This is a genomic window from Streptomyces sp. 2-1, from assembly GCF_048564895.1.
GTDB classification, from domain to species: domain Bacteria; phylum Actinomycetota; class Actinomycetes; order Streptomycetales; family Streptomycetaceae; genus Streptomyces; species Streptomyces phaeochromogenes.
The window spans coordinates 10,122,856-10,141,643 of sequence record NZ_CP183383.1; the positions used below are offsets into that span (position 1 = coordinate 10,122,856).

14 protein-coding genes are annotated in these 18,788 nt (G+C 70.0%); 5 read left to right on the forward strand and 9 right to left on the reverse strand.

Features of this window, described 5'->3' with window-relative positions:
• Positions 1-50: 50 nt before the first annotated feature.
• The 6 genes from ACN20J_RS44220 to ACN20J_RS44245 are packed head-to-tail and all read right to left on the reverse strand — an operon-like array spanning position 51 to position 7,199.
• Positions 51-1,154 carry an XdhC family protein gene (locus ACN20J_RS44220; RefSeq protein WP_361885895.1) on the reverse strand — a complete coding sequence of 368 codons (1,104 nt, stop codon included), beginning with the start codon at positions 1,152-1,154 and terminating at the stop codon, positions 51-53.
• A complete protein-coding gene (locus ACN20J_RS44225) occupies positions 1,147-2,325 on the reverse strand; it encodes a vWA domain-containing protein (RefSeq protein ID WP_419668209.1) in 1,179 nt (392 codons plus the stop codon). Before ACN20J_RS44225 ends, ACN20J_RS44220 begins: the two co-directional genes overlap by 8 nt.
• A gap of 42 nt (positions 2,326-2,367) precedes the next feature.
• Positions 2,368-3,441, reverse strand: a complete 1,074-nt coding sequence (locus tag ACN20J_RS44230) for an AAA family ATPase (RefSeq protein ID WP_419668210.1) — start codon at positions 3,439-3,441, stop codon at positions 2,368-2,370.
• 16 nt (positions 3,442-3,457) lie between these two features.
• Positions 3,458-4,318 (reverse strand): FAD binding domain-containing protein, encoded by an 861-nt coding sequence (locus ACN20J_RS44235; RefSeq protein ID WP_361885901.1) that lies wholly within the window; start codon positions 4,316-4,318, stop codon positions 3,458-3,460.
• Complete coding sequence (locus ACN20J_RS44240; protein ID WP_189844108.1) at positions 4,315-6,696, reverse strand: xanthine dehydrogenase family protein molybdopterin-binding subunit; 2,382 nt, start codon at positions 6,694-6,696, stop codon at positions 4,315-4,317. Before ACN20J_RS44240 ends, ACN20J_RS44235 begins: the two co-directional genes overlap by 4 nt.
• Positions 6,693-7,199, reverse strand: coding sequence for a (2Fe-2S)-binding protein (locus ACN20J_RS44245; protein WP_361914182.1), 507 nt, complete (start codon positions 7,197-7,199; stop codon positions 6,693-6,695). The genes ACN20J_RS44240 and ACN20J_RS44245 overlap by 4 nt, the downstream gene beginning before the upstream one ends.
• Before the next feature lie 259 nt (positions 7,200-7,458).
• Here ACN20J_RS44245 and ACN20J_RS44250 point away from each other — a divergent pair, with 259 nt between their 5' ends.
• Together ACN20J_RS44250 and ACN20J_RS44255 are read left to right on the forward strand one after the other, a co-directional pair.
• A complete protein-coding gene (locus ACN20J_RS44250; RefSeq protein ID WP_419668211.1) occupies positions 7,459-9,426 on the forward strand; it encodes a GTP-binding protein in 1,968 nt (655 codons plus the stop codon).
• Positions 9,427-9,524: 98 nt separating this feature from the next.
• On the forward strand, positions 9,525-11,384 hold the full coding sequence (locus ACN20J_RS44255; RefSeq protein ID WP_419668212.1) for a cellulase family glycosylhydrolase: 1,860 nt from the start codon (positions 9,525-9,527) through the stop codon (positions 11,382-11,384).
• Between the two features lie 124 nt (positions 11,385-11,508).
• Here ACN20J_RS44255 and ACN20J_RS44260 read toward each other — a convergent pair whose 3' ends face one another.
• The gene (locus tag ACN20J_RS44260; protein ID WP_361885912.1) at positions 11,509-12,759 is read right to left on the reverse strand and encodes a YncE family protein; all 1,251 of its coding nucleotides are present in this window, start codon (positions 12,757-12,759) and stop codon (positions 11,509-11,511) included.
• Between the two features lie 156 nt (positions 12,760-12,915).
• Between ACN20J_RS44260 and ACN20J_RS44265 the strand changes: the two genes are divergently transcribed.
• The 3 genes from ACN20J_RS44265 to ACN20J_RS44275 all read left to right on the forward strand — a co-directional run bounded on the left by ACN20J_RS44265 (position 12,916) and on the right by ACN20J_RS44275 (position 16,590).
• Positions 12,916-13,578 (forward strand): TetR/AcrR family transcriptional regulator, encoded by a 663-nt coding sequence (locus tag ACN20J_RS44265; RefSeq protein ID WP_419668213.1) that lies wholly within the window; start codon positions 12,916-12,918, stop codon positions 13,576-13,578.
• A gap of 181 nt (positions 13,579-13,759) precedes the next feature.
• Complete coding sequence (locus ACN20J_RS44270; RefSeq protein WP_213089926.1) at positions 13,760-15,199, forward strand: M6 family metalloprotease domain-containing protein; 1,440 nt, start codon at positions 13,760-13,762, stop codon at positions 15,197-15,199.
• Between the two features lie 485 nt (positions 15,200-15,684).
• On the forward strand, positions 15,685-16,590 hold the full coding sequence (locus tag ACN20J_RS44275; RefSeq protein ID WP_419668214.1) for an NADP-dependent oxidoreductase: 906 nt from the start codon (positions 15,685-15,687) through the stop codon (positions 16,588-16,590).
• Positions 16,591-16,666: 76 nt separating this feature from the next.
• Here the strand turns inward: ACN20J_RS44275 and ACN20J_RS44280 are convergent, their stop codons facing one another.
• Both ACN20J_RS44280 and ctaD read right to left on the reverse strand, forming a co-directional pair.
• Positions 16,667-17,014, reverse strand: a complete 348-nt coding sequence (locus ACN20J_RS44280; protein ID WP_189844243.1) for a hypothetical protein — start codon at positions 17,012-17,014, stop codon at positions 16,667-16,669.
• A gap of 5 nt (positions 17,015-17,019) precedes the next feature.
• A complete protein-coding gene (ctaD, locus tag ACN20J_RS44285) occupies positions 17,020-18,702 on the reverse strand; it encodes a cytochrome c oxidase subunit I (protein ID WP_419668215.1) in 1,683 nt (560 codons plus the stop codon).
• Positions 18,703-18,788: the final 86 nt, after the last annotated feature.

The window sequence follows — 18,788 nt, forward strand, 5'->3', positions numbered from 1 at the left end:
CGACGACTGAGGCGCAGGGCGACCGGGGCCGCCGCGACGGCCGTGGCTCGTCACTGCTCCCGCGGGTGGATCTCCCCGGCCGTCGCCGTCAGTGGTGCGCCGCTGCCGCCCCAGCGCAGGGCGACGATCTCGGCGGCGACGGACACGGCCACCTCCTCGGGCGTACGTGCTCCGAGGTCGAGGCCGACCGGCGAGCGCAGCCGGGCCAGTTCGGCCTCGCCGAGTCCGCCGTCCCGCAGCCGTTTCATCCGGTCGTCGTGCGTACGACGGCTGCCCATGGCCCCGATGTACGCGGCCGGCCGGCGCAGCGCCTCCTCCAGGAGCGGCACGTCGAACTTGGGGTCGTGGGTGAGGACACAGATCACCGTGCGTTCGTCGGTCGGGGTGGCGTGCAGATAGCGGTGCGGCCATTCGACGACGACCTCCACGCCCGCCGGGAAGCGTTTCGGGGTGGCGAAGACGGGCCGGGCGTCGCACACGGTCACCCGGTAGCCGAGGAAGGCGCCGATGCGGGCCACGGCGGCCGCGTAGTCGATCGCCCCGAAGACCAGCATGCGCGGTGGGGGAGCGAAGGAGTGCAGGAAGACCGTCACGGCGTCCTCGCGCCGTTCGCCGCGCGGGCCGTAGTGCCGCTGTCCCGTGGCGCCCAGGGCCAGTTCGCCCCGCGCGTCGGCGGTCACCGCCACATCCAGGCCCGTCGTGCCGAGCGTGCCCGACACCTCGTCCTCCCAGACGGCGAGGGTCGCGCCGCGCCGAGCAGGGCCGTCGATCACCGTGGCCACGGTCACCGGGCGGCCTGCGGCGACCGACTCAACGACCGCCCCGAAGGACGGATCGAGGGCGGCGGTGACGGGCCGTACGAGGAGGGTGATCTCCCCGCCGCAGGTCAGACCGACGGCGAAGGCGTCCTCGTCGCTGTACCCGAAGGTTTCGAGCCGTGCCTCGCCGGACTCCACCACGTCCTGGGCCAGCTCGAACACCGCCCCCTCTACACAACCGCCGGACACGCTGCCCACGACCTCGTCACCGGGGCCGACGGCCATGGAGGCGCCCGGATCCCGTGGCGCGCTCCGGCTGACGGCGACGACCGTGGCGAGACCGAAGGGGGAGCCCTCCGCGTACCACCGGCCGAGCGCCGGGAGGATCTCACGCATCGCCCGCTCCTCTCACCACCGCCGCCAGACGTTCCAGCGCGGCCAGGCTGTGTCCCTCGACGAATGAGTCAACGCTCGGCAGCGCCGCCGCCATACCGGCGGCCAGGGGCGCGTAGCCGGGACGGGCCTTGCGCGGATTGGCCCAGATCACCCGGTGCGCCAGCCGGTGCAAGCGTCGCATCTGGGCCGCGAGCAGTTCGGGATCGCCACGCTCCCAGCCGTCCGACAGCACGACGACCACCGCGCCGCGCGCCATACCGCGCTGCCCCCACCGGTCGAGGAAGCCCCGCAGCAGTTCGCCGAGCCGGGTACCGCCCCGCCAGTCCGGCACGGCCGCCGCGACCGCGGCCATCGCGGCCTCGGGATCGCGGTGGGTCAGCTCACGGGTCACCCGGGTCAGCCGCGTACCGATCGTGAACACCTCCGTACGAGCCCGGCCGCCGTACGGCCCGGCATGCGCGGCGGCGTGTGCGAACCGCAGCAGCGCGTCCGCGTACGCGGACATCGAGCCGCTGACGTCCACCAGCAGCACCACCCGGCGCGGTCGCTCGGCCCGTGCCCGCATCCGGGGCGGCGCGGGCTCGCCGCCGCGCCGCAGCACCTCCCGCACAGTGCGTCGCGGATCGACGACCCCGCGTCTGGCGGGCCGCAGCCGGGCGGTACGCCGGAGCTCGCCCCGCAGCGCGAACGCGGCCAGCAGCCGCCGGAGTTGACCCCGTTCGGCATCGGTGAGCCCGGCGAAGTCCCGGTGCCGCAGCACCTCGGCGGCACTCGCGAGGACCGCCGTGGGCACGGCGTCCCGCTCGCCCTCGACCTGCGCACGGGGGGCGGGCCCGGCGTCCCGTACGGTCATCCGCAGCCGCGGCGGGGGAGCGGCCCGCATCGCCCGGGCCTCGGACGCCGAGCCCCCGAAGTAGGCGGCGAACACCCGGTCGTACCGCTCCAGATCGTCCCGGCTGCCGCACAGCGTGAGCCGCCCCGACCAGTACACGTCGGACCGCATCCCGGGCCGCAGTACGTCGAGCGCGCCGAGGAAGGCCTGTACGCGGTCGGGCCCCGCCTCGACCCCCGCGGCGCGCAGGGCACGGGCGAAGCCGACCAGGACGGCGGGCACGTCGACGGCCGCCCCGGCGCGCTCCTCGACGTCGGCCCCGCGCTCCGTCCCGGTCACCTCACGCCCCGCTCCCCGCACGTCTCACGCATCGCATGCGCCTCACGCGCCCCGCACCGCGAGCAGCGCCGTCAGATCGAGACCGCGGGCCCGCTCCAGGTCCTCCCGGTACTTCAGCACCGACCCCAGCGTGGCCACCGCCAGCTCCGCGTCGACCTCCGTGGCGCCGAGCGCGTCCAGTGCCTCCGCCCAGTCGATCGTCTCCGCGACCCCGGGCGGCTTCACCAGATCCTCCGCGCGCAGCGCCTGTACGAGGCCGGTCACCTGCTCGGCGAGCCGTGCCGTCACACCCGGCAACCGCCCTCGTACGATGGCGAGTTCGCGGGCGAAGCCGGGATGGTCGAACCAGTGGTAGAGGCAGCGCCGCTTCAGTGCGTCGTGCACTTCACGGGTCCGGTTCGAGGTGAGGACCACGACGGGCGGCGACTCGGCGCGCAGGGTGCCGAGTTCGGGGACGGTGACCGTGTACTCGGACAGCAGCTCCAGCAGGAACGCCTCGAACTCGTCGTCGGCACGGTCGATCTCGTCGACGAGCAGTACGCACGGCTGGGTCTCCAGGGCCCGCAGCAGCGGCCGGGCGACCAGGAACCGCCGCCCGTACAACTCGCCCTCAAGACGGTCCGCGTCGGTGACACCGGCCGCCTCGGCCGCCCGCAGATGCAGCAACTGGCGCGGGAAGTCCCAGTCGTACAGCGCCTGCGAGGCGTCGATGCCCTCGTAGCACTGGAGGCGGATCAGCGGAGCGTCCAGCGCGGCGGCGAGGGCCGACGCGAGCGAGGTCTTGCCCACACCCGCGTCGCCCTCGCAGAAGATCGGCCGACGCAGCTTCAGGGCGAGGAAGCACGCGACCGCGAGGCCGTCGTCGACGAGGTACCCGGTCTTCTCGAGCCGATCCCGGATGTCGCCGGGGCCTGTCGGCCAAGCCGCCTCGACACCGGAGGCCCCGCCACCGCCCGAGCCGCCGTGGGATGCCCCACGGTTGCCCGGCCGGTCGTCGGACGGCCCGCCGGCGCTCAAGTCGTCGTCGGGCCGCTCGCCCTGGCCCGAGCCCGGCCCGGAACCCCAGCCTGCACCCGGCCCCGGCCCTGTGCTCGGCCCCGACCCCGCTCCGTCCATGCCTGCGATCGGCTCCTCACCCCATCCCCGCGGCGGTCAGCACCGAGCGCCGCGTCAGCACCCGTGCCAGATGCGCCCGGTACTCGGGCGAGGCGGACGGATCGCCGGTCGGCCGGGTGCCCTCCGCCGCCGACCGCGCGGCCCCCGCGACGCCGTCCGGCCCCACCCCCACCAGCGCCTCCTCGGTCGCCGAGGCCCGCAGCGGAGTGGACCCCATGTTGCTGAGACCGATCCGCGCCTCGGCGATGTGCCCGTTGTCGCGCCGCACCAGTGCCGCGACGCCGACCACGGCCCAGGCCTGCGCCACCCGGCTGAACTTCTCGTAGTGGAAGCCCCAGCCTTCGGCCTTGTCCGTCATCGGGAGCCGCACCTCGACCAGCAACTCGTCCGGCCGCAACGAGGTCTGGAGGTAGTCGACGAAGAACTCCTTTGCGGGGATGGTCCGTTGGCCCCCGGGCCCCGCCGCGACCAGTTCCGCGTCCAGCGCGAGCGCCACCGCCGGCAGATCACCCGCGGGATCGGCATGGGCGAGCGAGCCGCCGAGGGTGCCCCGGTGGCGTATAGCTGGGTCGGCGACCGTCGCCGTGGCCGCCGCGAGAAGGCCCGCGTGACGGCGTACCAGCGGATCCGCGAGGACGTCGTGGTGCGTGGTCAGCGCGCCGATGACGAGCGTGCCGCCGTCCTCGCGCACACCGCGCAGCCCGGGTATCCGGCCCACGTCCACCACCAGTTCGGGGAAGGTGAGCCGCAGGCGCAACAGCGGGAGCAGGCTCTGCCCGCCCGCCAGTACCTTCGCGTCCTCGCCCGCGTCGCCGAGCGTCCGTACGGCTTCGTCGACGCTGGCGGGCCTGACGTACTCGAATGCCGGAGGAATCATGACCGGGTCTCCTCCCTGGCCTGGGCGGACTGCAGGGCCTCCCAGACCCGCCCCGGCGAGCAGGGCATCGCGATGTCCTGGACGCCCAGTGGCCGGAGCGCGTCCACGATCGCGTTGACGACGGCGGGCGTCGAGGCGATGGTCCCCGCCTCGCCAACTCCCTTCACCCCCAGGGGATTCGAGGTGGCGGGCGTCTCCGTACGACCGGTCGTGAACTCGGGCAGATCCACCGCGGAGGGCACCAGATAGTCGGCCATCGTGCCCGAGACCAGGTTGCCCTCGTCGTCGTACACCGCCTCCTCGTACAGCGCCTGAGCGATGCCCTGGGCGAGCCCGCCGTGCACCTGACCCTCGACGATCACAGGGTTGATGACCAGGCCGACGTCGTCGACGCAGACGTACGAACGGATCGACGTGCGCCCGGTCTCCGTGTCGACCTCGACCGCGCACAGGTGCGTGCCGTGCGGGTAGGAGAAGTTGTCCGGGTCGAGCAGGTGCTCGGCGTTGATCGTCGGTTCCATGCCGTCGGGCAGATCGTGCGAGGAGAACGTCTCGAAGGCGACCTCCTGGATCGTCTTCCGCGCCTCGGGCGACCCCTTCACCGAGAACGCGCCGTCCGTGAACTCCAGGTCGTGCTCGCTGGCCTCCAGCAGATGCGCGGCCACCTTCCGTGCCTTGTCGACGACCTTCTGGGCCGCGTGATGCACGGCCGAGCCTCCGACGACGAGCGACCGCGACCCGTACGTGTCCATGCCCTGCGGTGCCGACCTGGTGTCGCCGTGCACGACCTCGACGTCCTCGAAGGGCACCCCGAGCACGTCGGCGGCGATCTGGCTCCAGCAGGTCTCGTGCCCCTGCCCGTGCGGGCTGGTCCCGGTGATCACCTCGACCTTGCCGGTGGGCAGCATGCGGATGCTCGCCGCCTCCCAGCCGCCGGCCGCGTACCGCAGATCCCGCAGCACCCGGCTCGGCGCCAGCCCGCACATCTCGGTGTACGTGGACACCCCGATCCCGAGCCGCACGGAGTCGCCGCTCTCGTTCCGCTTGGCCTGCTCGGCGCGCAGTTCGTCGTACCCGAAGAGGGTGAGCGCCTTGTCGGTGGCGGCCTCGTAGTTGCCGCTGTCGTAGGTCAGTCCGGCGACCGACGTGTACGGGAACTCGTCGTGCCCGATCCAGTTCCGGCGCCGCAACTCCACCGGATCCAGGCCGAGTTCGACGGCCAGCTCGTCCATGATCCGCTCAATGGCGTACGTGGCCTCAGGGCGCCCGGCACCCCGGTACGCGTCCGTCGGCGTACGCGTCGTGAAGACACCCGTGCACGTGAAGTCGTACGCGTCCATCTTGTAGATCGCCGGATACATGAAGGCGCCCAGGATCGGGATGCCCGGCGTGACGAGCATCAGATAGGCGCCCATGTCGGCGAGCAGGTCGACCTTGAGACCGAGCAGCTTGCCCTCGCGGGTCGCGGCGATCTCGATGTCCTGGACCTGACCGCGTCCGTGGTGGGTGGCGAGGAAGCCCTCGGAGCGGGACTCGGTCCACTTGACCGGCCGCCCGAGGCGCCGCGCGATGTCGAGGGCGATGACCTCCTCGCCGTACACCTGGAGCTTGGAGCCGAAGCCGCCGCCGACGTCGGGGGCGACCACGCGCAGTTTGTGCTCGGGGACGCCGGTGACCATGGAGAGCATCACCCGCAGCACGTGCGGAACCTGGGTCGCCGAGTACACCGTGTACTCGCCGGACGCGGCGAGCGGGGTGACGACCACCGCGCGGGGTTCCATGGCGTTGGGGATGAGCCGCTGCTGGAGATAGCGGCGGCGCACGACGACGTCGGCGCGCTGTTTGACCGTCTCGTAGTTCTCGCCCGTGGCCAGCGGCCAGACGTAACAGCGGTTGGTTCCCTTGTCCGAGTGGACCAGGGGCGCGTCGTCGGCGAGAGCGGCCTCCAGGTCGAGCACCGGGGGCAGCGGCTCGTAGTCGACCTCGATCGCTTCGAGCGCGTCGGCGGCCGCGTACCGGTCGCGGGCCACGACCACCGCCACCGGGTCGCCCGCGTACCGCACCTCGTCGACCGCGACGGACGGGTGGTCCGGCAGCACGATGTCCTCGGTCACCGGCCACGCGCACGGCAGCGACGCCGTCCCCTCCGCGAGGTCGCGGCCGGTGAACGCGGCGATGACACCGGGCCGTTCGAGCGCGGGCGTCACGTCGACACGGTCGATGCGGGCGTGCGCCATCGGGCTGCGCAGGATGGCCAGATGCAGCAGTCCGTTGACGCTGATGTTGTCGGTCCAGTTCGTCTGACCGGTGACCAGCCGGGCGTCCTCCTTGCGGGCACGGGACCGGCCGACCTCGCGCTCGGTGATCTGCTCGCTCATGTCCTCGCCTCCTGGCCGGAAGTCGCGGAAGCCACATCCGCCTCGGGGGCCCCGGAAGCGGCCAGCACCGCACGCACGATGTTCTGATAGCCCGTGCACCGGCAGAGATTGCCTTCCAGCGCATGCCGTACGTCGTCCGCGCTCGGCTGCGGATTCTCGCGGAGCAGATCACGCGCGGCCATGATCATCCCTGGTGTGCAGTACCCGCACTGCAGGGCGTGGCGCTCGTGGAACGCCCTCTGCAGGGGATGCCACTCCCCGTTCGTGGCCAGCCCCTGGACGGTGGTCACTTCGCTCCCGTCGGCCTGGACCGTGAGCACGGAGCAACTCTTGACGGTCTCGCCGTCCAGGTCGACCGTGCAGGCCCCGCAGTTGGAGGTGTCGCAGCCAATCGGGGTGCCGGTCAGACCCAGCCGGTCACGCAGATAGTGGATCAGCAGAAGACGGGGTTCCACCTCGTCCTCGTACGTCGTGCCGTCCACCTTCACCGAGATGCGGGTCATGTGCCCTCCCAGGGAACCGTGCGAGGGAAATCAGCCACCGGACGTGATGGGCGTCACTCTAGGACCGTGTCCGGGGAGGGGCGAGTGCCGCGACAGGCTTTGTTGAGCGTTAATCCGTTGCTCGCGGATGCCAGGGCCTGATGGACTGAAAGGGATCAGCCGCGAGGCACAGTCGACCGGAGTCAAGGAGCAGCAATGCGCGCACCGTTCATGTCCACCCAGGAAGGAATCCCTCTCACTTCAAAGGACATGACAAGCGGTGCACACGCTGAACCTTGGAATTCTGGCGCACGTAGACGCCGGTAAGACCAGCCTGACCGAGCGGCTGCTGCACACCGTCGGGATCATCGACGAGATCGGCAGCGTCGACGACGGCAGCACCCAGACCGACTCCCTCGCGCTGGAACGACAGCGCGGCATCACCATCAAGTCGGCCGTCGTCTCGTTCGAGATCGACGACGTCACGGTCAATCTGATCGACACACCCGGCCACCCGGACTTCATCGCCGAGGTGGAGCGGGTGCTGAGCGTGCTCGACGGCGCGGTGCTCGTGATCTCGGCCGTGGAGGGCGTCCAGGCGCAGACGCGTGTCCTGATGCGGACGCTGCGACGGCTGCGCGTTCCCACGCTCGTCTTCGTCAACAAGATCGACCGCCGGGGCGCACGGGACGAGGCCGTACTCCGGGCCGTCGCCGAGCGCCTCACCCCGGCCGTGGTCCCGATGGGCCGGACGGTCGGACAGGGCACACCCCAGGCGCGTTTCGCCCCGGGGCTCGCTCCGGGCGCACTCGACGTACTGGCCGACCACGACGACCGGCTGCTCACCGCGTACGTCGAGGGCGGAGTGCCGGACACTCTGCTCCGCACGGCACTCGCGGACCAGACCGGGCGGGCCCTCGTGCACCCGGTGTTCTTCGGCTCCGCCATGACGGGCGCGGGCGTGGACGAGCTGATCACCGGCATCAGGGACCTGCTCCCCGCCGGCCGGAGCGACACCGAAGGACAGGTCTCCGGCACGGTGTTCAAGGTCGAGCGGGGCCGGGCGGGGGAGCGGGTCGCGTACGCGCGGATGTTCTCCGGGGCCGTCCGGACCCGGGACCGGGTGACCTTCGGGGACGACAAGGAGGGCAAGGTCACCGCGGTCCGTGTCTTCGAACGCGGCTCGGATGCTCAGGACGGACTGCTGTCCGCCGGCCGCATCGGCAAGCTGTGGGGCCTCGACGGCATCAGGATCGGCGACAGCATCGGTCTGGCGCGCCCGTCGTACGAGCACTTCTTCGCGCCGCCGACCCTCGAAACCGTCGTCGTGCCGAACCGTCCCGCCGACAAGGGCGCCCTGCACACCGCACTCACCCAGCTCGCCGAGCAGGACCCGCTGATCAACCTGCGTCTGGACGGGACGCGCCGGGAGATCTCCGTGTCCCTCTACGGCGAGGTGCAGAAGGAGGTCGTACAGGCGACCCTGGCCGACGAGTTCGGCCTCGACGTCGGCTTCCGCGAGACGACGACGATCTGTGTCGAGCGGCCCGTCGGCAGCGGCGCTGCGGTCGAGTTCAACGGCAAGGAACCCAACCCGTTCCTCGCCACGGTCGGGCTGCGTGTCGATCCGGCGCCGGTCGGCTCCGGCGTGGAGTTCCGGCTGGAGGTCGAGCTGGGGTCGATGCCGTACGCCTTCTTCAAGGCCGTCGAGGACACGGTGAGGGAGACCCTGGACCAGGGAATCCACGGCTGGCGGGTCCCGGACTGCACGGTCACCATGACGCACTCCGGCTACTCGCCCCGGCAGAGCCACGCGCACCAGGGCTTCGACAAGAGCATGTCGAGCACGGGGGCGGACTTCCGCGGCCTCACCCCGCTCGTCCTGATGGACGCGCTGCGAGAGGCCGGCAGCCAGGTGTACGAGCCGATGCACCGATTCCGCCTGGAGGCCCCGGTGGACTCGCTGGGCGCCCTGCTCCCGGTCCTCTCCGGGCTGCGGGCGGTGCCCCGGACGACGGAGACGCGGGGCACCTCATGTGTGCTGGAGGGTGCGATCCCGGCGGCCCAGGTCCATGGTCTCGAGCAACAGCTACCGGGTCTGACCAGTGGAGAGGGCGAGCTGGAGGCCGCGTTCGACCACTACGCGCCGCTCGCGCGAGGCACGGTTCGGGACCGGCCGCGTACCGATCACAACCCGCTCAACCGCAAGGAGTACCTGCTGAACGTGACGCGGCGAATCGGCGGATGATCGGCGAGTGACCGGCACAACTCCATTCCGGAAAAGGTGACTTACTCTCAAGTCAGGAGTCTTGACGGGCCGAAGAGGCACCCGCGACTGTTGTGCACATGTCGAAGTTGCGTGTGCATCTGCTCGGCGTCCTCGTACTCCTGACCGGTCTCCTGACGACCACCGGAGCTCAGCCCGCCTCAGCCCTCCCCGACGATCTGTGGTTCGACCCGGCCGCCGCCGCGACCCTCACGGTCCAGAACGGCCGCTTCACCGACGGCCTCGGCCGCGAGGTCGTGCTGCGCGGCTACAACGTCTCCGGCGAGACGAAACTCAAGGAGAACAACGGCCTTCCCTTCGCGTCGGTCGCGGACGCCAAGAAGTCCGCGACCGCGCTTCGGGCGCTCGGCGGCGGCAACTCCGTCCGCTTCCTGCTCTCCTGGGCCTACGCGGAGCCCACGCGCGGCCAGGTGGACCCGGCCTACCTGGCCGCCGCGACCGACCAGATACGCGCGTTCCTGGACGCCGGGATCCGCGTGTACCCCGACTTCCACCAGGACCTCTACTCCCGCTGGCTGTTCGACTCGGACAGCTGGTACACCGGCGACGGCGCCCCCAAGTGGGCCGTCGACCTCGGTGACTACCCCGACGAGTACTGCGGCATCTGCCCGTTCTGGGGCCAGAACATCACCTCCAACGCGGCGGTGACACAGGCGACTTACGACTTCTGGCACAACGAGTACGGGCTCCAGGACGCCTTCCTCGACACAGCCCAGAAGACGATGGCGTACGTGAAGCAGAACCTCACCGCGGCCCAGTTCGCGGGCGTCGTCGGCTTCGACCCGTGGAACGAGCCGCACGCGGGCACCTACGACTCGGGCCAGACCAGCCGGGCGTGGGAGAAGGACGTCCTGTGGCCGTTCTACGTCAAGTTCCGCGCCCGGATGGACGCGGCGGGCTGGCAGGCCAAGCCGGCCTTCGTCGAGCCGAACCTGTTCTGGAACGCCAACATCGACTTCCAGAAGCAGGAGGGCGGACTGCTCGACGCGACCCTCGGCTCGCGCTACGTCTTCAACACCCACTTCTACGACCAGAAGGCCATCTCCGGCGTCTTCATGTGGGGCAAGGCCGAGGACGGCCAGTACGTCGGCGACTTCGGCACCGTCCGCGACCGGGCCACGGCCACCGGGACGACGGCGATCATCAGCGAGTTCGGTCACCCGCTCACCGGCTCCGTCTCCGACAAGGCGCCCACGGTCTACAAGGCGATGTACCAGGCCCTCGACTCCCGCGTGAAGGGCGCCAACTGGTGGGCAAATCCCGCGAGTTCGGGACCCGTCCTGTCCGGCTCCCAGTGGCAGTGGGACATCTACAACGGCCGCCACCACGAGCTGATGAACGACAACCCGAACGAGGTGCAGACCGCGGGCGACGCCTGGAACGACGAGGACCTGTCCGCGGTACGCCTCGACGACTCCGGCAAGGCCGTACTGCGCCAGGACGCGCGGATGCTCGACCGCGTCTACCCCAGCGCCACGGCGGGCCGCTCCCTCGCCTTCACCTACGAGGACCGCTCACGGGACGGCTCCACGACACTGACGTGGAACCCCGTGCCGAGTTCCCTGCCGAACGTCGCCCAGCTGGTGGGCTCAGGGCAGTACGCGCTGCAGGTCTGGCGCTCCGACGGCAGCGCCGAGCCGACGGAACTGCATCTCCCGGCGTCCTTCCCGAACGCGTCGACCACGGTGGTCTCCGACCTCGGGACGGTGTTCGGTCCGCCCGCGTACACCCGCACCACGCCGATCGCCACGGCGGCCGAGCCGGGCGGCACCGGCAGTCGGCGGCTGCTCCTCACCGCGGCCGACTCGGGCACGCTGCACTACGCCCTGGTCACCAATGGCGCGACCGCCCCGTCTGCTTCGGTGCTGAGCGCGGCGCGTTCGGAGCTGTCCTCGTGGATGGCTTCGGAGTTCAGCTAGGGGCTCCGCCGGGGCCGGTGTGTCGTCTGCGGGTTCGTCGTGGCTGGTCGCGCCCACGCGGCGGAGCCGCAAAGTGTCACAGCCCCGCGCCCCTTTGGGGCGCGGGGCTGCCGGGCGGAGCAGGTCAGTCGGCGGCCGTCCCCGTCCAGTTGGCAGGCACGTGGGCCAGCCGGACGCGCTGGGGGTGGTCGCCGACCGGCACGGACACCGTCTTCTTGCCCGTGTTGAAGTCGATCGCCGTGACCTGGTCGGCGCCGCTCTCGGAGACCACGCAGGACTTGCCGTCACCGCTGACGGTCGCCCAGTAGGGCTTGGAGGCGGGGACGAGCGGGCCCTCCTGGAGGGTGGCGCGGTCGACCACGGTCGCGTAGTCGTCCATCGTGCCCGCGACGCACAGCTTCGTGCCGTCGGGCTTCATCGAGATGCCGTGGTGGCGTGAGTCGTTGACCCAGGTGGTGCGGTCGGTGCTGGTCGCCGGGTTCTTCGGCAGTGTCTTGGTGCGGGTGATCCGGTCCGTGGCGATGTCGTACTCGAAGAAGCCGTTGAAGAACGACACCTGGAAGTACAGCTTCGACTCGTCCGGGCTGAAGGCCGCCGGGCGGACCGCGTCGGAGTAGTCCGTGAGGCCGATCGCGTCGAGCCGCTCCCGCATGTCGATGACCTTGACCTGCTTGAACGTGGTCGCGTCGACGACCGTGATCTTCCGGTCGCCCTTCGTCCAGTCCAGCCATGGGGCGTCGGTCGCGGTGTTGACGTCGCCGATCGCCATGTTCCAGATCTGCTTGCCGTCGCTGGTGAAGATGTTCTCGTGCGGCTTGTCGCCCGTGGCGAACGAGCCCGCCTGTTTGCCCGTGTTGATGTCCAGCACGTGCACGGTGTTGGAGGTGGAGGCCGAGACGGCGACCCGGGTGCCGTCGGGGGAGACCGCCATGTGGTCGGCGCGGAAGCCCGACACGGGGAAGCGCCAGTTGATGCCGCCCGAGGCGAGGTCGATCGAGACCACGTCGGCGAAGCTCGGCCGGGAGACCACCATCGACCTGCCGTCGGGGGTGGAGTACATGTCGTCGACGAACTGGTCGTGACCCTCGCCCACGCTGTTGCGGATGGTCATGAAGGCGATCCACTTGATCGGGTCGGCGTTGATCTCCGCCATCCGCGCGTCCTTGTCCGGGATGACGTTGATCCGGCCGACCTTCGCGAAGTCGCCGCCGGACTTGATGACGTCGGCGGTGCCCTCCCAGTTGTTGCCGACGAACATCACCTCCCGCAGATCCGCGGAGGCGGTCGAGGCGCCGGTCGCGGTGGCCGGTGCGGTGACGGTCAGGGCGAGGGCGGCCGCGATGGACCACGCGTGCCGGGCTCTGAAGGCAGACATGACCGATCTCTCCTATGTGTGGGGAGCATGACAAGGCGAGGAATCTGAAAACGTGCGCGTTCAGATTGGACTTACTGGAAAGTAAGGAGCGGGGCCCGCTCACCACAAGACTCCGGACAGGACAAAATTGGCCGTCGGATCGATCAGGGAGGGTCAATGGCGGGCAGGCTCCGAACGCCGACCGGTCGTTACGGCGGCAAGACCGCCGAGGAGCGGAAGTCCGAGCGTCGCCGGAGATTCCTGGACGCCGGAATCCAGTTGTTCGGGGACGCCCCCGGCTACCGCGCCACGACCGTCTCCGCCCTGAGCGAGGCCGCCGGCCTGTCCACCCGCCAGTTCTACGAGGAGTTCCGCACCCTCGAAGACGTACTGGCCGCCCTCCACCTCCAGGTCAACGACTGGGCCGAGGAGGCAGCCCTGGCCGGTCTCGCCGAGGCGGACGGGGCACCGATCGAGGAACGCGCCACGGCGGCCTTCCGCGCCTATGCCGCCAACGTCACCGGCGATCCGCGCCGCCTGCGCATCACGTTCGTCGAGATCATCGGCGTCAGCCCGCGGCTCGAACGGCAACGGCTGGCCCGCCGTTCCCACTGGATCGACTTCGTCTGTGCCGAGGCCACGGCCGCCGCGGTCCGGGGCGAGGCGGTCCCCCGCGACTACCGGATCGCCGCCGCGGCGTTCATCGGCAGCGTCAACGGCCTGCTGCACGACTGGAGTTCGGGTTGGGTCGACGCGAGCCTCGACGAGGTGGTGGACGAACTCGTGGGGTTGCTTTTGGGGATCCTGCGCCCGGCGGGATGGCGTCCGGAGGGCTCGTAGATCCGGGCCCGTCGGGGGACCGGAGAGTTCCGTTTCGGCGCGCCCAAGTTCCGCTGTACGACTGCACGTTGACAGTAATCTCGGGCCCAACTATGAGAAGGTGTACGGCCTTCGCATGGCCGGATTTTTCTGGATTCTCCGTGTCCGGCAAGAGGGGTTCGTCCCGTGAAGGGGGTGCCTGATGCGTCATACGCTCAGCCCTGTACGACCAGTCCACGACTGTGCCGCAGCCTGTCCCGTACCGCTGTCGCCCCAGGCTCTGGCGCAGCTGTACGCCCGCTATCTCGAACTGCTCAAGCAGCGCCGCCTGCCCGGGAACATGACGTTCGAGGAGTACTACACCGTCTGGCGCGCCGGACGACGCGGCGAGAACCTCGTCGGCCTCGACGACGGAGCCCTCGACCCGGGCCCCAGCACCGACAAGCAGCTCATCACCCGCCCGTCGTCCCAACTCCGGGGAACCATCAGGACGTTGGTGCTGCTCGTCGACTTCCCCGACCAGCCGCACGAGGTCGACCACGGCCCCGGCCACTACGACAGCATGCTCTTCGGCCTCGACGAGTTCCCGACCGGCAGCATGCGCTCGTTCTACCGCGACGTCAGCGCCTTCGACACGTCACCGAGCACCGGCATCGACGTCCAGGGTGCTGTGCACGGCTGGTTCCGGATGCCGCAGCCGCTGTCCTTCTACGCCGACGGCAACTCCGGCATGAACGCCAACTTCCCGCGCAACTCACAGGGGTTGGCGCGGGACGCCGTACTGGCGGCCCGGGACGCCGGAGTCGACTTCACCTCCTTCGACGCGCTCGACGAAGGAGTCGTCACCGCCCTGTTCGTCATCCACGCCGGACGCGGCGCCGAGCAGACGACCCAGCGCGGCGACCTGTGGAGCCTCAAGTGGACGATCCCCGGTGGCGTCGACGTCGGTCCGGGCCTGTCCGCGCGCACCTTCCTGACCGTCCCCGAAGACAGCGCAGTCGGCGTCTGCGCCCACGAGTGGGGCCACCTCGCGGCACGCTGGGCCGACTACTACGACACCGGCCAGCAACAGCTGACCCGGTCGGCCGGACTCGGCAACTACTGCCTGATGGCGGGCGGTTCATGGGGCAACGGCGGGCTGACCCCGGTTTTTCCGACCGCCATGCTGCGCATGTTCCACGGCTGGATCGAGCCCCAGGTGGTGAACAAGACCACCCGGGACATCAGGCTGCGGCCCGCCGCGGAGGACGGCGAAGCGGTGTTCATCCAGAACCCCGCGACCATGACCGACAGCCAGTACATACTCGTCGAGTACCGTCGCCGCCGGGGCCAGGACGCCTTCCTGCCCGACGAGGGGATCGCCGTCTACGTCGTCGACGAATCGATCGACAACGTCAACGACGAACAGAACCTGGCCATCGAACTCCTCCAGGCGGACGGCCGCGGCGACCTCTCCCGGATGTTCGGCCGGGGCAACCGCGGTGACAGCGACGATCTGTACCCGTTCAAGGACAACACCACGGTCGGCGAGAAGACGGTTCCGCCGCTGAACCTGCCCCAGGGCACCTGGACCGGGGTCACCATCGAGACGGTGGGCACACCCGGGGCCGACGAGATGACGGTGCACGTCACGGTGGCGTAGGGGGTAGGGGGGAGGGGGTTGTAGCCGGGGCCGCAGCGCCCTGACCTGCGGGGCAGGGCGTTGGCGGCTGACGGTGCTTCAGCCTCCATTGGCCAGTCGGCCAGCCAGTCAGCCAGCCGACCGGCCGGTTCACTCCACGGCGGCGAGGACGGGACCCACCCCGTCCTCGTCCCGGAGCCGGTCGGCCACGTCGCCGCGCGCCGCGGCAGTGAGCACGGCTCCGGCCCGGGGGTACCCGCCCCCTGGCCGTCGAGCGCGCCGCTGCCTACCGGCGCCTCACCGAAGTCCACGCACAGCAGAACCTCGCGGACCACTCTGCTCGGCAGGCCACCAATGCGCACGGGTCCCCCCTCTCCTCCGGCAGGTTCGACTTGCACCTGACACCAACGTCAGGTTTTAGCGTGATGGGCGTCGGCGCTCGCCGAACATTCGCCCCACTGACCTCACGAGCGGCTGGTTCAGGCCGCGTGGAAAGGCAGAACGTCATGCGCGCAGTCCGCTATCACGAGTACGGCGGTGTGGAGACCCTGGTGGTCGAGCAGGCGCCGGACCCGCATCCCGGGCCCGGCGAGATCCGCGTCCGCGTCGCGGCGGCCGGCGTCAATCCCGTCGACTGGAAGGTGCGGTCCGGTGCGGTGCGCGAGGTGCTCCCCGTGGACCTGCCCGCGATTCCCGGGCGGGACGCCGTCGGTGTGGTCGACGAGACCGGTGAGGGCGTGCACGGAGTGAGCATCGGCGACCGTGTCTTCGGGCTGGGCGGCGTCACCGGCGCGACAGCGGAGCTGGCCGTGTTCTCGGCCTGGGCCCACGCGCCCACCACGTGGACCGACGAGGAGGCCGCCGGCGCCGGTCTGGCATCCGTGACCGCGATGGGCGGGCTGAAGGCGCTCGGTCCCCTGCGGGGGCGCACCCTTCTCGTCGAGGGCGCCGCCGGAGGCGTGGGCAGTGCCGCGGTCGAGATCGCGGTGGCTCAGGGCGCCACCGTGATCGGGACGGCCGGCGAGCGCAACCACGAGTTCCTCACCTCTCTCGGAGCCGTTCCCACCACCTACGGCACCGGCCTCGCGGAGCGCCTCGCCGCCCTGGCTCCGGACGGTGTCGACATCGCGCTCGACACCGCGGCCTCCGGATCCCTGGCCGAAATCGTCGCGATCGTCGGCGACCCCGTTCGTGTCTCGACGGTCGCCGACCACACCAACGCGCAGCGCCTGGGTGTGCACATCGCCAACGCGGAGAACGACTCCACGCTCCTCGCCGAAGCGGGCGAACTCGGCCGGCAAGGCCGCTACACACCGCGCATCGAGCGGTCCTACCCGCTCGAACGGATCGCGGAAGCGCACGCATACGCCGAGCGCGGACACACGCGGGGGAAGATCGTGGTCAGCGTCTGAGCCTGTCCCACAGCTCGGGGCTTCCAGCGGCTTCGGCTGCGGGAAGCCCCGCACCTCCGGATCACGGCTCGGTCCGTCATTGCCGGGCCAGCGACACCACCACAACGGCGGCCCCGCTGATGAGAGCCACGCCGAACAGCCACACCGAGAGCAGCCGTCGACGCAACACCCGGTACAACTCCTCGTACTCACCCCGCAGTTCAGCGCCCCGCTGGACCGTCCGCCGCCAGGAAAGCCGCGTCAGCGACACGTACTCCTCCGCGAATCGCTCCTCGACCTCGGCCCGCTGGCTGTCGGTGAGCCACTCGAACTGCCGGGTGAAGCGGCCCGCTTCGGCCCGCCCTTCACCCCGGGTGGCCTCGATCAGGAGATGACCCTCCAACTCGTTGATCAACGCCCCCGCATCGACCGGCCGTTCGTCCATCGCGGTCACCGCAGAACCCTCTCCGCCACAGGCAACTGGGCGCCCGCGGCACCAATTTCGGGATGGTGCAGGTCGAAGGCCGGGGACTCGGAACGGATGCGCGGCAGGACGACGAAGTTGTGCCGCGGCGGCGGGCAGGAGGTCGCCCACTCCAGCGAACGGCCGTAGCCCCACGGGTCGTCGGCCTCGACCTTCTCGCCGTACTTGGCCGTCTTCCAGACGTTGTAGAAGAACGGCAGCAGGGACAGACCGAGGACGAAGGAGAAGATGCTGGACACCGTATTGAGGACCGTCAGCCCTTCCACGGCCAGATAGTCGGGAATCCGGCGCTGCATTCCGTTCGTGCCCAGCCAGTGCTGGACGAGGAAGGTGCCGTGGAAGCCGATGAACAGCGTCCAGAAGGTGATCTTGCCGAGGCGTTCGTCGAGCATCTTGCCGGTGAACTTCGGCCACCAGAAGTGGAAGCCGGAGAACATCGCGAACACCACCGTGCCGAACACCACGTAGTGGAAGTGCGCCACCACGAAGTACGAGTCGGAGACGTGGAAGTCCATCGGCGGCGAGGCCAGGATGACACCGGTCAGACCACCGAAGGTGAAGGTGATCAGGAAGCCCGTCGCCCACAGCATCGGGGTCTCGAAACTCAGGGACCCCTTCCACATCGTGCCGATCCAGTTGAAGAACTTCACGCCTGTTGGGACGGCGATGAGGAACGTCATGAAGGAGAAGAACGGCAGGAGTACACCGCCGGTGACGTACATGTGGTGCGCCCACACCGTCACCGACAGGCCGGCGATGGCGATGGTGGCGCCGATCAGGCCCATGTAGCCGAACATCGGCTTGCGGGAGAAGACCGGGATGACCTCGCTGATGATGCCGAAGAACGGCAGCGCGATGATGTACACCTCTGGATGCCCGAAGAACCAGAACAGGTGTTGCCACAACAGGGCCCCACCATTTGCGGCATCGAAGATGTGTGCGCCGAATTTCCGATCCGCCTCCAGCGCGAACAGCGCGGCGGCGAGGACGGGGAAGGCGAGCAGCACGAGGACCGCGGTGAGCAGCACGTTCCACACGAAGATCGGCATGCGGAACATCGTCATGCCCGGGGCGCGCATGCAGATGATGGTGGTGATGAAGTTGACCGCGCCCAGGATGGTGCCGAAGCCGGAGAACGCCAGACCCATGATCCACATGTCGGCGCCGATGCCCGGCGAACGGACCGCGTCGGAGAGCGGGCTGTAGGCGAACCAGCCGAAGTCTGCCGCGCCCTGCGGGGTGAGGAACCCGCCGACCGCGATCAGCGAGCCGAACAGGTACAGCCAGTAGGCGAACATGTTCAGCCGGGGGAACGCCACGTCGGGCGCGCCGATCTGCAGCGGCATGATCCAGTTGGTGAAGCCCGCGAACAGCGGCGTCGCGAACATCAGCAGCATGATCGTGCCGTGCATCGTGAACGCCTGGTTGAACTGCTCGTTCGACATGATCTGCGTGCCGGGACGGGCCAGTTCGGCGCGCATGAACAGCGCCATCACGCCGCCGATGCAGAAGAACGCGAACGAGGTGACCAGGTACAACGTACCGATCGTCTTGTGGTCAGTGGTGGTCAGCCAGCGGACGGCGGCGAGGCCCCGGCGACGGCCCGCACGCGGGGGCGCGAGCGCCGCGGTGACAGTGTTGCTCTCCATACCCCGCCTGTGTCCGCGGCCCGGCCCGGCGTCACACTTGGGCGGAGCGACAAGGATCACCGCGTACAGGTGTGACGATCGAGGGA

Bases quoted from the DNA above. Each gene is read 5' to 3' on its own strand.
- ACN20J_RS44220 (WP_361885895.1), bottom strand. From the start codon at position 1,154: ATGCGTGAGATCCTCCCGGCGCTCGGCCGGTGGTACGCGGAGGGCTCC.
- ACN20J_RS44230 (WP_419668210.1), bottom strand. From the start codon at position 3,441: ATGGACGGAGCGGGGTCGGGGCCGAGCACAGGGCCGGGGCCGGGTGCA.
- ACN20J_RS44235 (WP_361885901.1), bottom strand. From the start codon at position 4,318: ATGATTCCTCCGGCATTCGAGTACGTCAGGCCCGCCAGCGTCGACGAA.
- ACN20J_RS44240 (WP_189844108.1), bottom strand. From the start codon at position 6,696: ATGAGCGAGCAGATCACCGAGCGCGAGGTCGGCCGGTCCCGTGCCCGC.
- ACN20J_RS44245 (WP_361914182.1), bottom strand. From the start codon at position 7,199: ATGACCCGCATCTCGGTGAAGGTGGACGGCACGACGTACGAGGACGAG.
- ACN20J_RS44255 (WP_419668212.1), top strand. From the start codon at position 9,525: ATGTCGAAGTTGCGTGTGCATCTGCTCGGCGTCCTCGTACTCCTGACC.
- ACN20J_RS44260 (WP_361885912.1), bottom strand. From the start codon at position 12,759: ATGTCTGCCTTCAGAGCCCGGCACGCGTGGTCCATCGCGGCCGCCCTC.
- ACN20J_RS44265 (WP_419668213.1), top strand. From the start codon at position 12,916: ATGGCGGGCAGGCTCCGAACGCCGACCGGTCGTTACGGCGGCAAGACC.
- ACN20J_RS44270 (WP_213089926.1), top strand. From the start codon at position 13,760: ATGCGTCATACGCTCAGCCCTGTACGACCAGTCCACGACTGTGCCGCA.
- ACN20J_RS44275 (WP_419668214.1), top strand. From the start codon at position 15,685: ATGCGCGCAGTCCGCTATCACGAGTACGGCGGTGTGGAGACCCTGGTG.
- ACN20J_RS44280 (WP_189844243.1), bottom strand. From the start codon at position 17,014: ATGGACGAACGGCCGGTCGATGCGGGGGCGTTGATCAACGAGTTGGAG.
- ctaD (WP_419668215.1), bottom strand. From the start codon at position 18,702: ATGGAGAGCAACACTGTCACCGCGGCGCTCGCGCCCCCGCGTGCGGGC.